The sequence below is a fragment of the Pseudomonas sp. genome (assembly GCF_049645325.1).
Classification (GTDB): Bacteria; Pseudomonadota; Gammaproteobacteria; order Pseudomonadales; family Pseudomonadaceae; genus Aquipseudomonas.
This window is the reverse complement of the sequence record NZ_JBARTQ010000155.1, coordinates 32520-45970: the sequence shown is the minus strand read 5'-3', so window position 1 is coordinate 45970 and position 13451 is coordinate 32520. Positions and strand designations below refer to the sequence as shown.

Below are 13451 nucleotides of genomic sequence, written 5' to 3'. Positions count from 1 at the left end.
GCCGATGGTAGTGTGGGGTTTCCCCATGTGAGAGTAGGTCATCGTCAAGATTAAATTCCAGAACCCCTGTTTGCTAACGCGAACAGGGGTTTTGTTTTGGGCGGTCGGAAAGTGCAGGAACAGGCTTGGCCACCAAGTAAGTCAACGCCGACGTACACTGTCTGACACCCCCATCTTTCAAACGCTACACTCCGCCCCGACAAATTTGCACAGTTATTTATGAACCAGCCCATTAGAATAGGCACCTAACCTTTTTTAGAGTCAGAGCCCTATCTATGCCCGATCCGGTTGATACCCTCAAGGTGTCGGATTTACCACTGGACGACCTGGTGGCCTGCCATGAGTGCGACTTGCTGATGCGCAAACCTGCGCTCGCCCTCGGTGAAAAAGCTCAATGCCCACGCTGTGGTTACGAGCTGTACGCTCACCGCCACAATGTTGTTGAGCGAAGCCTCGCCTTGGTCATTGCGGCTTTGTTGCTGTACATCCCCGCGAACTTTTTACCCATCATGCAGCTCAATCTACTCGGGCAGTCCTCAGAGGACACCGTTTGGAGTGGCGTCGTCGGCTTGTTCGACACTGGCATGCAAGGTGTCGCGGCCGTGGTGTTCCTGTGCAGCATGGGTGTTCCCCTGCTCAAGTTGCTGTGCCAGTTGGCAGTGCTGTTGAGCATTCGCTGGAAGGTCGGCCGCAGCTATGGCCTGTTGTTCTACCGCATTTACCATCACTTGAAAGACTGGGGAATGTTGGAGGTCTACCTGATGGGCGTGCTCGTCGCGATTGTCAAACTCGCCGACATGGCCTCCATCACGGTCGGTGTGGGCCTGGTCTGTTTCATCAGTTTATTAATGGTTCAAGTACTGCTGGAGGTAGTGATGTCGCCCCACCAGATCTGGCAGGCGCTTTCGGGGGAGGATGACCATGCGGGCGATTGATGCAGGCATTCTGATTTGTACCGAATGCCATGAACTGAACAAGCAAGAACCGGACACCGATGAGCAACTCTGCACGCGTTGCGGTGCATTGATCCATGCCCGGCGTCCCAACAGTCTTGCGCGTACATGGGCGTTACTGATCACTGCCGCAATTCTGTATATCCCGGCCAATCTGTTGCCAATCATGACAATCAATTCCCTGGGCCAGGGCGACCCCAGTACCATCATGGCCGGTGTCATCCAGTTGGTGCAGCACGGCATGTTCCCGATTGCTGCGGTGGTGTTTATCGCCAGCATTCTGGTGCCGACTTTTAAGCTGGTAGGTATTGGTCTGCTGCTGTTTTCGGTGCAGCGTCACCAACCGCTGTCCGCACAACAACGCATCGTGATGTACCGCTTTATCGAATTCATTGGCCGTTGGTCCATGCTGGATATCTTCGTGATCGCCATCCTGGTGGCGGTTGTAAACTTTGGGCGACTTGCCAGTGTCGAGGCCAATCTCGGCGCTGCAGCGTTCGCCAGTGTGGTGATCTTGACGATGCTTGCCGCAGTAACTTTTGATCCCCGACTGATTTGGGATAACACGGAGTCGGACGACGACCATGAGTGATTTGCCAAAAGCTAAAACCCGCCCGGCCTCCAACTGGTCAGCCATTTGGGTGCTTCCCCTGATTGCGTTGGTCATCGGTGGATGGCTGGGGTGGCGTGCCTATTCCCAGCAGGGCATCGAGATCCAGGTGCGCTTCGAAAGCGGCGAAGGCATCCAGGTCAACAAGACCGAAGTGGTCTACAAAGGCATGCCCGTGGGCAAGGTCAAGACTTTGGCCCTGGACGATGAGGGCAACAATCGCGGGGTGATCGCCACCATCGAGATGAACAAGGACGTCGAGCAATACCTCAAGACCAACACACGCTTCTGGCTGGTCAAGCCCAGCGTCAGCCTTGCCGGCATCACCGGCCTGGAAACCCTGGTCTCGGGTAATTACATTGCGGCCAGCCCTGGCGACGGTGAGCCCACGCGCAAATTCAAGGCGCTCTCCGAAGAGCCGCCCTTGTCCGATGCCAAGCCCGGCCTGCACCTGACCATCAAGGCCGACCGCCTCGGCTCCCTGAACCGTGGCAGCCCAGTGTTCTACAAACAGATTCAGGTCGGCCAAGTCAAAAGCTACCTGCTGTCTGAAGACCAGAGCACCGTCGAGATCAAGGTCTACATCGAGCCGACCTACGCCAACCTGGTGCGCAAACACACGCGCTTCTGGAACGCCAGCGGCATCAGCATCGACGCCAACCTCTCCGGCGTGAAGATACGCAGCGAATCGCTTTCCAGCATCGTCGCCGGCGGCATCGCCTTTGCCACCCCCGAGAATCGCAAGGACAGCCCGCCGACCGACCCGAGCCTGCCCTTCCGCCTGTATGAAGATTTCGACGCCGCAGCGGCCGGCATCAAGGTCAAGATCAAGCTCACCGACTTCGAAGGCCTTCAGGCCGGGCGCACCCCGGTGATGTACAAAGGCATCCAGGTCGGTAGCCTGAAGACGCTGAAGATCAACCCGGACCTGTCGAGCGCAAACGCTGAGCTGACCCTCGACCCATTGGCTGAAGACTACCTGGTGCAAGACACCCAGTTCTGGGTGGTCAAACCGTCGATTTCCCTGGCAGGTATCACTGGGCTGGAGGCATTGGTCAAAGGCAACTACATCGCGATTCGGCCGGGCGACAAAGGCACGCCGCCACAGCGTGAATACGTGGCCCGTGCCAAGGCTCCGCCTTTGGATCTGCGCTCACCGGGCCTGCACATGGTGCTGCTCACCGACAGCCTCGGCTCCCTGGATGTCGGAAGCCCGATCCTCTACAAACAGGTCAAGGTCGGTTCGGTGCAGAGCTACCAGTTCTCACGCAAGAACAAGCAACTGGTGATCGGCGTTCATATCGAGAAAGAGTACGAGAACCTGGTCAACGGCTCGACGCGCTTCTGGAATGCCAGCGGTGTCACCCTGACCGGTGGGCTGACGGGCGGCATTCAGGTGAAAAGTGAATCCCTGGCCAGCCTGATGGCCGGTGGCATCTCCTTCGAAACGCCGGAACCGAATGTGCCATTGAAAAAACGCATCCCGCGTTTCCGGCTGTTCGCTGATCGTGAAGCGGCCAATCAACATGGCACGCTGGTGACCATCAAGGTCGATCGCGCCGACGGTTTAAGCCGTGGCACCCCAATACGCTTCAAGGGCCTCGACGTGGGCAAGATCGAGAGCGTCGACCTCAGCGCCGACATGCAGTCAGTGCTGCTCAGCGCGCGTATCACCCAAGTGGCGGACCGCATCGCGCGCACCGGTAGCCAGTTCTGGGTGGTCAAGCCGGAGCTGGGCTTGATGAAAACGTCGAACCTGGAAACCCTGGTCACCGGGCAGTACATTGAAGTGCAGCCATCGGCAAAAAATGCCGGCCCGCAAAAGAGCTTCGTCGCGTTGGACAAGCCGCCTGAAGCTGTTCACCAAGAGGAAGGCTTAAGCCTGGTACTGAGCGCAGCGCGTCGTGGTTCGTTGAAGGAAGGCGTACCGGTGACCTACCGTGAAGTCACCGTGGGCAAAGTCACCGGCTACGAGCTGGGCCAGACCGCCGACCGCGTGCTGATCCACATTCTGATCGAGCCCAAATACGCGCCGTTGGTGCGTGGCGGCAGCCGCTTCTGGAACACCAGCGGTTTTGGTCTCGACTTCGGCCTGTTCAAAGGTGCGACGGTGCGTACCGAATCGCTGGAGACCTTGGTCGCCGGCGGTATCGCCTTCGCCACGCCAGACGGCGAGCGCATGGGTAACGCCGTACGGCCACAGCAAACCTTCCCGCTGTTCGACAAGTTTGAAGATGAATGGCTGACGTGGGCGCCCAAGATTCCACTGGGCAAGTAAACGGAGGCGCGGCCAACGCGGGCAAGCCCGGCTCCCACAGGGGATATGCATTTTCAGGAAGAATGCATTCCCAATGTCGGAGCCGGGCCTGCCCGCGATGAGTCCCTCAACAGCACCGCAAAACCCACAAAAAAGGCCGCGATCCATAAGATCGCGGCCTTTTTGCATCTCAACGCAAAACGTCAGACTTCATCCAGCTCCGGCTCATCGGCCTGCACATTTACCGTCGCCTTCACCGCGTCGTGGCGACGAATGTACTTCCAGTCCGCCTCATCGATGTAGATGCCATTTGGCCCGCTGCCACCTTCCAGGTCGATCGCCACTTGGGCGGACACCTGCGGCTTCACACTGGCGAGGATCGGCACGAAGCCCAGTTGCAAACTGGTTTCCAGCAATGCCGCCTGGTTCTTCTCGTCGATATCCGCGGCTTCATCCAGGTAGTACGGTAAGCGCACGCGCCCGGCCTGATCGCGGTCCATCAAGTGCAGCAACAAGTACATGTTGGTCAGCGCCTTGATGGTCATGGTGGTGCCGTTGGACGCGGCGCCATCGATGTCGGTGTGAATGATCGGCTGGCCGTTGACCTTGGTGATCTCGAACGCCAATTCGAACAAGTCCTTGAGGCCCAACTGGTTGTGGTTGGCGGCTACCAGGCGCGCCAGGTATTCCTTGGCCTCTTCGTTCTTGTTGTCTTGCTCGGCGCTTTGGCTGAGGTCAAACACCGACAGGGTTTCGCCTTCTTCATACTGACCGGCACTGTGGATGATCTGGTCGATGTGCTTGAGGGCTTCCTTGTTCGGTGCCAGCACGATGCGGAAGCTCTGCAGGTTGGAGACCTGGCGCTTGTTGATTTCGCGGTTGAACAGCGCCAGTTGATGCTCAAGGCTGTCGTAGTCGCTGCGGATATTGCGCAGGGTGCGCGCGATATCAGTGACCGCCGCACGGCGCGCCTTGCCCAGGGTCAGGGCTTCGTCGGTGCGGTGCGCATAGGCGTTGATCAGCAGTTGCAGGCGACGCTCAACGTCATCCTCGCTGTCGAACTTGGCCACGCCCTTGAGGCGCACCTGCGCGTACAGCGCTTCGATCTGGCCATCAGCGCGTAGCAACCCCTGCCAGCTGTCCTGATAGTCGTTGAGCAGCGGCAGCAGGTTGTCCATGGAATCGTCGACCGGGTCCATGAACGGCGTGCCGAACGGCAAGTCTGCCGGCAGCAACTGACGACGGCGCAACGCGTCATCCAGGGTGCGCTGCTTGGCTTCCATATCGCCAATCTGACGGCCCACCAATTGCAGCTTGGCCGACAGTTGCTGGACGCGTTCGGTAAAGGCATCGCTGGAGCGTTTCAACTCATCCTGGGCCGCTTCCATCTGCGCCAGGTTTTCCAGCTTCTCGCCTTCTTCGGCGCTCAGGGTTTGCGCACGGCGGAAGTCTTCCAGCGCCTTTTGCGCGTCCAGCACTTGCTGGTACAGCGCTTCGGTCTGGGTCTTGCTCGCTGCGCGGTCAGAGGCCACGGCTTGCTGGGTTTTCAGTTGCTTGAGTTCTTTTTCCAGGCGCTCTTTCTGGTCGCGCAATGCTGCACGGTCCGCCAAAGCCTGCAAGGCTGGCGGTTCGATGTGGGAAATGTCGATAGACAGCCCCGGCACTTCAAAACGCTCGCCCTTGAAGCCGTCGAGAATCTGCTCCAGGGATTTAACCCACAAGCCTTCCTCGTCCAGCGTGATGCCATGCGCGCCCAACGGCAGGCTGAACAGCGAACTGTTGAACAACCGCATCAAACGCTCGACGTCCGGCTGTGAGAACTCTTCGCGCAGCTTGGCGTAGCTGTTGTTGTCCGCGTGATCAAGCTGTTGCTTGACCGACTTCAGGCGTTTTTCCAGGTCGCGCAAACGCTCGTCCAGGTCTTCGGCGCTGAACTGCCGCGATTGCGCGAGGGCGCCCGCCAGTTCATCGTGAGCGTCCTTGGCCGCCAGCAGTTGTTGCTCCAACACCTTCACGTCATCGACCAACGCAAAGCGATGCTTGAGCACCGACAGCTCGCCCAGCCAACGCTGGATGCCACTGATCTCGCGTTCCAGGCGCATCAGCTCCTGGGTGCCGCCGCGCTGGTCGTTCTGCAGCGCGTCTTGCTCATTACGGTAGTGCTCGGCCTGAATGGTCAGCTCCTCCTTGCGCGCACCGGCGTAGTCCGACCACGTGCCCAGCAACGAATCCAGCAACGGTGACAGGCGATGCAGCTTGCCGCGCAAGCTGTCGCGCTGGCGAACACCGTTGGCCAGGGCTTCAACCAGCGGCCCGGCGGCGACCAGCGAGTTGTAGTCCTGCTCCATGCGTCGTACATCGCGGAAAGCTTCTTCGCACGCAGCGATGTAATCCACGCTGCCGGAACGCAGGCTGTGTTCGAAGGCATCCAGGAACAATTGCTTGAGCTTGGCTGCGGTGATTTCGCGCATGTGCAGCAGGTTGATAAACAGCGCGCGGAAGGTCTTCAGGCTCTGCTCGCTGGTGGACCGCAGCGGAATTAACGTCAGGTCCAGAGGGATCGACGTGTGGCCGCCCACCAGCAAACGGCGCAGTTCATCCGGCTTGAGTTCGTAGGCTTTCAGGCCTTCGCGCTCAAGGTTGGTGAACAGTTCTTTCTGGCGCAGGCAGGTGTCGTTTTTCTGGTAGTGGGCCAGGTCCAGCTTGCCCGCATAGGCGAAAAACTGGTGGCCGAAACCGCCGCCCGGGCCGCGCCCGACCACGCCAATTACATGCGGGCCGTGGGGCAGCGAGACTTCCACGAGGATGTAGCTGGTGTCGGTAGCAAAGTAGAAGCGCCGCGATTGTTCCAGGGTGTATTTGCCGAAACTCATGTCCGACATGCGCGCCAAAATCGGGAACTGCAACGCGTTGATCGACGCGGATTTACCCAGGTTGTTCGCGCCATACACCGACAGCGGCTCTTCCAGCGGGAACAAACCCAGGCTGTAACCGGCGGTGTTCAATAGGGCGAAGCGGCGGATGCCGTAGCGTTCCTTGCTCATGCATCGGTCTCCTGTTCTTCGGCAATGGCGCGGGCCATGGCGTCTTCTTCGCTTTCTTCTTCGAAGTCACTCAGGTCCAGCGGGTCATCGGTTTTCAGCAGTTTTTCATCGCTGTCTTCGTCGATGATCACCGGCGCCGGCAGTGGCAACACGCTGTGCACGCTGGCTGCCAAGTCGCGGTCCTGCTGGACCGACAGGCACACGTCGAGGAAGCGGTGCATCGGCGGCAGGAAGCGATAAATGCCGTTGTCTTCGCTGGCAAAACCCAACTGAGTCATGCGGCGCATGATTTTTTCTTCGAGTTCTTCCTGGGTCTGCACTTCGGCCTGAATAAACAGGTCGCGGTATTTCTCCAGCAACGACGGCAACTCATCGCGGCCCAGGCTCCCGCCGTCGAGCACGGCGATCGGGTCGCGACCCTGATCGGCCAAATGTTCAACGATGATGAAGGTGAACAACGCCAGGCGTTGCGCGGTCTTGTTCACCTGCGCGCTGGCAATCGCGGAATCCGGCACGAAGTAATAGAAGCCACGGGTATCGCACACCAGCTCAAAGCCCAGGGCCTTGAACAGCGTGCGGTACTGGTCCTGGAAGTTCGACAGTTGCGCGTACAGCTCCGGGTCGCGGCGGCTGACGTGGTAACCCTTGAACAGCTCGCGAAAGATCGGCGCCAGCTGGGACAGTTCGGATAGATCAAGATGCATGAGGAATACTCGCGGAATTCTCGGCGGCGTCGCTGCTGGCCGGGAGCAGGGCGAATGAGCGCAGGCTGACCTGGTGCTCGTGTGTGTGGTAATCGCGGCGTTCCAGGCGTTCGCGCTTGAAGCGCTTTTCACGCGAAAGTCGCGAGAACCAGTACAGCAATTCGTCGGTGGCGCCGTCCGGTTCCTGCTCCAGCAGCCAGGTCATCAGGTCCGGCATCGGCAGTGCGTCTTCGCAGCGCTCGAGCATTTCCTTGACCGTGCGCGGTGCACGCTGGGCTTCGCCCTTTTGGGATTTGTGCGCCTTGGGGAAACGAGCCGGTTTCGGCTCGAAATTCGCCAACGCATACACATAGGCTTCCACTTGGCTCGCGCTGCCGAGGAAGGTGCTTTGCGGCCGGGTGAACATCGGCATCGCAGCCTGCGGCACCGCGTCCAGGCCTTTTCGGCGGATGGCCGATAGAGCCAATGCCGCGCCACGGGTCACGGCATTGTGCCGGCGCGCTTCTTCACGCAGCGGCAACAGCAGTTCGCGCGCATGACGCAGGGTCAACTGGGCGCTGGTCTGCATTTCGAGGATGCGCGCGTGGGTGCGCAGCAGCATGTCGTCGTCCACCAGGTGGCCGAGGCGCTGCTGCTCGGTGAGCATGCGCAGCAGCACGTTTTCGACCTTGCGCACGCCTTGTTCGAAGGCGCCGTCGGCGTTCACCAGCTGGATCATCGGTTCGACGTATTCGTCCCAGGTCGCCAGGACCTCGGCGTAACGCTGGCGCAACGGAATCTGCCGGTCGCTGGTCTTGGCGCGATCGGCCACGGCAGCGAGCGCCTGTTCGTCGTTGGCGAGTTTTTTCAGTACATCGCGTACGCGCATGTCCAGCAGGCGCAGTTGGCGCGCCAGGTCATGGCCGTCACGGATGTCGAAGGCGTCCTGGATATAGCCGGCCAGGCGCTCAAGGTGGCGCAGGTAGGCTTCAATTTCCAGGCACAGGCCAAGCCGGTGCTCCTTGCGAAGATAGGCCAGGAAGTCGTGGATCTGTGCGTTGAGCTCGAAACGGTTCGGGCTCTTGGCGACAGGTACGAGGATATCCAGGCGAATCCACACGTCCAGCAGGCTGGTGATGTCCTGCGGCGTGCTGTCCAGTTGTTGGGCCGCCAGTTGTGCGCGCAGCTCGCTCAGGCTCAGGGTGCCTTGGTCGAAGTGTTCGCACAGTGGCTCAAGCAGGGCCCAGTGTTCGGCGAGGGCGCGCAATACGCGCTTGGGTTCGATCATCGGAATGGCCAGCTGGTTGGCGATTAAAAGTCGCGATTGTACTGCATCAGGCGCGGGATTTATCCACAGCCGGTCAGTGCGCAGTGGGCGATTGTTGCCGAACAGCGGTAGAATCCCCGCTCTTTACTTATCCACAAGTGGCCGAGCTGTGCTTATCGAGTCCCGACGTCGCGCTTACTTGACCGCCATGCAGGTGGTCAACTGGCTGCCCCGCACTGAACTGCCGTTTGCCGCGCCGTCGCGGCCCGAGTTGCTGCAGGCGCTTGAGCCCTATGAGGCCTTCGAGTCCTCCGGCGAGGAAGCGGCTGCGCCCGTGGCGGTGGTCAAGCCCGAGCCGCCAGTACGGCCCGTGGTCGAGCGCGCGAAGATCGAAGTGCCGCGTCCGTCGCCGTTGGCCAAGCCCGTGGTGGCCGAAGAGGCTGCGGCGGTGCCCAAGGTTCCCGTCGTCGCGCCGCCGCGCTTCGCCCTGCAGTTGTTGCGGGCCGGACGCTGCCTGCTGCTGGTGGAACTGCCCACCGGCGAGCGCTTCCAGACCCGCGACCCGGCCTACATGCTGCTCAAAGACATGCTGCGCGCCGCCGGCTTGCCCGACAGCCCGCAAATCGTCGGCGACCCGGTGCGCTGGCCGCTGCTGGTGCGTGGCACCATGGACCAGGGCCCGGAAGCCGCGCGGGATTTTGTGCAAGGTTTTGTTTCGGCGCGCCTGGAAGACGAACCCTGCGTGTGCCTGTGGCTGATCGGCCTGCCTGCCGTGCGGTTTGCCGGCGAAGCGAATGCCGAAGCCTGGTACCGCGAGCTGCAGGTAGAAGGCCTGGGTTCGGTGTGGGCCCTGCCGGGCCTGGAATTATTAATGGAAGAGCCACAGCGTAAGGCTGATGTCTGGCAAGCCATGCGCCGGCTGATGGCGCGCTGGAAAACAACTGATGAGTGAGGCTTTATCCTTCCGCCCGATGACCGAGGCCGACCTCGACGCGGTGCTGAAAATCGAATACGCGGCATTCAGCCACCCCTGGACCCGCGGGATTTTTCTCGACGGACTGGGCAAGTACCAGATCTGGCTGATGTTCGAAGGCGAGCAGCAAGTGGGGCACGGTGTGGTGCAAATCATCCTTGATGAAGCGCATTTGCTGAACATTACCGTCAAGCCGGAAAACCAGGGCCGTGGCCTGGGCCTGAGCCTGCTGGAGCATCTGATGTCACGGGCCTATGAGGCCAAGGCGCGGGAATGTTTCCTGGAAGTACGTGACAGCAATACCGGCGCGTTCCGGCTGTATGAGCGCTATGGCTTCAACGAAATCGGGCGCCGGCGGGATTACTACCCTGCGGTGGGCGGGCGCGAAGATGCGGTTGTGATGGCCTGCACCCTGGTCGACTAAACGCCTGCTCCTTCTATGAACACCGGCAAATGTGGGAGCCGGGCTTGCCCGCGATAGCGGTGTATCAGTCAAAGATGCATTAACTGACAGATAGCTATCGCAGGCAAGCCAGCTCCCACAGGGTTCACCGTGAGCCCTGTGTTGTATCAGCGGTTGCCGTCGAGCGGATCGATATCCGCCAACTCCGCCTCATCCAACCCATTGCCGCCGCCAATCTCATCTCCATCGACGATGCTCAGGTCGTAATCCGCCGGGTTGTCTTCACCTTCCTCCCGCGCATCTCGCGCACCGTCTTCAAGGATCAGTGTTTCCGGGCTCATGTCATCGTCGGTTGACTCATGGTCATCCGTCGAAGCGCCGGTCATCCCGGCCTCGCGCACCCGTTCGTCGGGCATCAGGTGCTCGCGCTCGCGACGCGGGATTTCATCACCGATTTCCGCCGTCGGCTCTTCCTCGTCAAAATCCAGCTCACGCATCGAGCCCATGCGGTCTTCGTTGTCATCAATCGGTTCGGGCTGTGTAGCGCCGTAGGGACGTCGTGATTCAGTCATGGCCAATCCTCATACTGTGGGGCTTATAGTGTGTGGACAGGCACGGCGCCCTAAAGATTCAAGCTAATTGGCGTCTGGCGTGACCCGGACGAGCGGTCGTCTGTCACACAGCTGCGCATCATTCCTGAGGCTTACCCTGATGAACGAACTACAAGACCTGCTTGATAACAACGAACGCTGGGCGGACGCGATCAAACAGGAAGATCCCGAATTCTTCGCCAAGCTCGCCCGCCAGCAAACCCCGGAATACCTGTGGATCGGCTGCTCGGACGCCCGCGTGCCGGCCAACGAGATCGTCGGCATGTTGCCGGGGGACCTGTTTGTGCACCGCAACGTGGCCAACGTGGTGCTGCACACCGACCTCAATTGCCTGTCGGTGATCCAGTACGCGGTGGATGTGCTCAAGGTCAAACATATCCTGGTCACCGGCCACTATGGCTGCGGCGGCGTGCGAGCCTCGATGCAGGACCGTCAATTCGGCCTGATCGACGGCTGGTTGCGCACCATTCGTGACCTCTATTACGAAAACCGCGACGTGCTGGCCCAGCTGCCCACTGAAGAGGAACGCGTAGACCGCATGTGCGAGCTGAATGTGATTCAGCAGGTGGCCAACGTTGGTCACACCAGCATTGTGCAAAATGCCTGGCACCGTGGGCAGAGTCTGTCGATCCATGGCTGCATCTACGGCATCAAGGATGGCCGCTGGAAAAGCTTGAACACCACCATCAGTGGTTTCGAGCAGTTGCCGCCGCAGTACCGTTTGCGCCCGTTGGGTGAGGTTTAAAGCCCCTCGCGGGTGTGCCACTGTTCCAGGAAGCGCAAACCTTCTGCGTTTATCTGTTCCTGGCGGCCCTTGATCCAGCCTCGGCAACGGGGCTGGTGACAGTCGCAGGCAAATTGGCGCGGCAGTACATCTGCGGTGGCGGAGTGATCAATGGTCAGTAATGCCCCCGCCGGAATGTGACGCAGCGACCACAGCTCCAGAAAGTCGGCGTCCAGCAACGCGTTGGGGTCGCACGAATGGGTGATCAGCCCGCAAAACCAGCAGTCGAACAGATAAATGTGCGAAGAAATCTGAAACGTGTTCGCGCGATGCTCCCGGGTTGCGTACCCGGAAACGTGGGTGATGCGCGTTCGGCTATCAAAGGGTACGCGGGATTGAATGCCTGTCGCTCGCCCGTTTTGACCGTACACCACCTGAAAATGCAGGGTTGAGGGGTAGCGTTCGGACGCCGTCGTTGCAAAGGGGTAAATGCAGCCTGCGTCAGTACGATTAGCCTTATCCATGGCTTGAGTTTTCATAACTCTCCCTGGTTGGGCTGCATCGACTTGCGAATAATGCCTGACTGCCAGTCTTGCAGCGGATGGGTCTGGTTCAAGACTCGCTGAACAGATCGCCGAATTCTACTGTTAACGTTGACAGTAGAATCCGGCGTTTTTTTGTGCGCACTAAAGCGCAGGCGCGGTGATGGTGGACGTTGGCGCGGCGTTCTTCAGCTGCTTCAACTGGGCCTTGATGGTCGGCGTGGCGCATTTGGCGTTGGCTTGCTCCGGGGTCAGGTTGCGCACCGAGGTGTAGAACAACTCGCACGTCTGTTCCTTGCGCGTGACCTGCCAGGTGTTCATGCACGCCTTGAGCAGCACATTCGGGTCGCTGGCGGGTTTTTGCCCCATCCCCGCTTGCCAGCAAGCCGCGCTCAAGTCTTGCCCCATCACTTTCAAGCCGGCCTCATCGGCTTTTTCCTGATTTCCGTCATAGCTTGCCGGGTCTGCGGCATACCAGATGTAACTCGGGTGGTTCGAACCCAGTACCGAAACGGTCTTGCCTGCGGCCGGGCTGATCTGCGCCAGGCCCAGTACACCCACGGTCTGGCCGTATTGCTGCTTGATCCAGTTACGCACTGGTGCGCCGAATGCCACCATCGGCAATGAGCCGTTGGCGTGCAGGCTCAGTTCCTTGACCATGCGCGTCTGGTAGTCGGTGAAGTAGCTGTAGACGGTTTCCAGGTCCTTGCCCGCGTTGGACGGCGCGGCAATCGGCGCAATATCGATGATGGTCTGGTAGGCCGGGGTTTCGGTGGCCGGGATGCCATTGTCGGTGAGCAGCGTGGCCCAGCGGTCAGTGGTGGCCGACTCCAGGTAATCCTGGGCCTGGGTCAACGAATAATCTGGCGGGAAGTGCAACAGCTCGATGCTTTTGCGGTTTTCCAGCGCCATGCCCAATGGCAGGAACAGGTACCAGTTATAAGCCCACTTACCGTCGCTGTTGAGCTTGCTGGCGCCTTGGTACGCCAGGTCGGCGGTGTTGAGCAGCGTGGTCAAGGGCTGGCCATAGCTGTCCGGTACGCCGGTGAAGGTTGCCGACACCTGCCCATCGTGGCTCTTCACGCTGACCTTGGCGCGGCTGTAACCGTCACGCAGCAGGCTTTGGTTCAGGTAATGCTCGGCGGTTTGCTCCAGCGTCCAGGGCCGGAAGCAGATCACGTTGCAGTTGTTGGGAAACGCAAACAGCTGAGTGACGCGTTGCGTGCTGCCCAGCGGTACTTCGATGTCGGCCTGTACGACCGCACTGGCCAGCAGTGCGGCCAGGGCGAAAGACAACCTGGTCGGTTTGAACATGCTTGATTCCTTGTCAGCGAAAGCCCGTCTGCGCGGGATGAAAGCCCACTTGCACACAGTAGCGGTTGAC

At 60.0% G+C, this 13451-nt stretch carries 12 protein-coding genes; 6 read left to right on the top strand and 6 right to left on the bottom strand.

Features of this window, described 5'->3' with window-relative positions; genetic code table 11:
* Positions 1 to 275: 275 nt before the first annotated feature.
* The 3 genes from WBB95_RS07025 to WBB95_RS07015 are packed head-to-tail and all read left to right on the top strand — an operon-like array spanning position 276 to position 3841.
* Positions 276 to 935 carry a paraquat-inducible protein A gene (locus tag WBB95_RS07025; protein WP_424486903.1) on the top strand — a complete coding sequence of 220 codons (660 nt, stop codon included), beginning with the start codon at positions 276 to 278 and terminating at the stop codon, positions 933 to 935.
* Positions 922 to 1545, top strand: coding sequence for a paraquat-inducible protein A (locus WBB95_RS07020; protein ID WP_424486902.1), 624 nt, complete (start codon positions 922 to 924; stop codon positions 1543 to 1545). Before WBB95_RS07025 ends, WBB95_RS07020 begins: the two co-directional genes overlap by 14 nt.
* Complete coding sequence (locus WBB95_RS07015) at positions 1538 to 3841, top strand: MlaD family protein (protein ID WP_424486901.1); 2304 nt, start codon at positions 1538 to 1540, stop codon at positions 3839 to 3841. The genes WBB95_RS07020 and WBB95_RS07015 overlap by 8 nt, the downstream gene beginning before the upstream one ends.
* 182 nt (positions 3842 to 4023) lie before the next feature.
* Here WBB95_RS07015 and mksF read toward each other — a convergent pair whose 3' ends face one another.
* The 3 genes from mksF to mksB are packed head-to-tail and all read right to left on the bottom strand — an operon-like array spanning position 4024 to position 8835.
* Positions 4024 to 6864 (bottom strand): Mks condensin complex protein MksF, encoded by a 2841-nt coding sequence (gene mksF, locus WBB95_RS07010; RefSeq protein WP_424486900.1) that lies wholly within the window; start codon positions 6862 to 6864, stop codon positions 4024 to 4026.
* A complete protein-coding gene (gene mksE, locus WBB95_RS07005; protein ID WP_048724390.1) occupies positions 6861 to 7568 on the bottom strand; it encodes an Mks condensin complex protein MksE in 708 nt (235 codons plus the stop codon). The genes mksF and mksE overlap by 4 nt, the downstream gene beginning before the upstream one ends.
* Positions 7558 to 8835 (bottom strand): Mks condensin complex protein MksB, encoded by a 1278-nt coding sequence (mksB, locus tag WBB95_RS07000; RefSeq protein ID WP_424486899.1) that lies wholly within the window; start codon positions 8833 to 8835, stop codon positions 7558 to 7560. The genes mksE and mksB overlap by 11 nt, the downstream gene beginning before the upstream one ends.
* 187 nt (positions 8836 to 9022) lie before the next feature.
* Between mksB and WBB95_RS06995 the strand changes: the two genes are divergently transcribed.
* Complete coding sequence (locus WBB95_RS06995) at positions 9023 to 9766, top strand: energy transducer TonB (RefSeq protein WP_424486906.1); 744 nt, start codon at positions 9023 to 9025, stop codon at positions 9764 to 9766.
* Positions 9759 to 10211: a ribosomal protein S18-alanine N-acetyltransferase gene (gene rimI, locus WBB95_RS06990; RefSeq protein ID WP_003214382.1), complete on the top strand. Its 453-nt coding sequence runs from the start codon at positions 9759 to 9761 to the stop codon at positions 10209 to 10211. Before WBB95_RS06995 ends, rimI begins: the two co-directional genes overlap by 8 nt.
* A gap of 146 nt (positions 10212 to 10357) precedes the next feature.
* Here rimI and WBB95_RS06985 read toward each other — a convergent pair whose 3' ends face one another.
* A complete protein-coding gene (locus WBB95_RS06985; protein WP_424486898.1) occupies positions 10358 to 10762 on the bottom strand; it encodes a serine kinase/phosphatase in 405 nt (134 codons plus the stop codon).
* Between the two features lie 139 nt (positions 10763 to 10901).
* Between WBB95_RS06985 and can the strand changes: the two genes are divergently transcribed.
* Complete coding sequence (can, locus tag WBB95_RS06980) at positions 10902 to 11546, top strand: carbonate dehydratase (protein ID WP_053134092.1); 645 nt, start codon at positions 10902 to 10904, stop codon at positions 11544 to 11546.
* Here the strand turns inward: can and WBB95_RS06975 are convergent.
* Complete coding sequence (locus WBB95_RS06975) at positions 11543 to 12064, bottom strand: SET domain-containing protein-lysine N-methyltransferase (protein ID WP_424486897.1); 522 nt, start codon at positions 12062 to 12064, stop codon at positions 11543 to 11545. The genes can and WBB95_RS06975 overlap by 4 nt on opposite strands.
* Before the next feature lie 147 nt (positions 12065 to 12211).
* Entirely contained in the window at positions 12212 to 13381 is a 1170-nt protein-coding gene (locus tag WBB95_RS06970; protein WP_424486896.1) for a hypothetical protein, read from the bottom strand.
* Between the last annotated feature and the right edge of the window lie 70 nt (positions 13382 to 13451).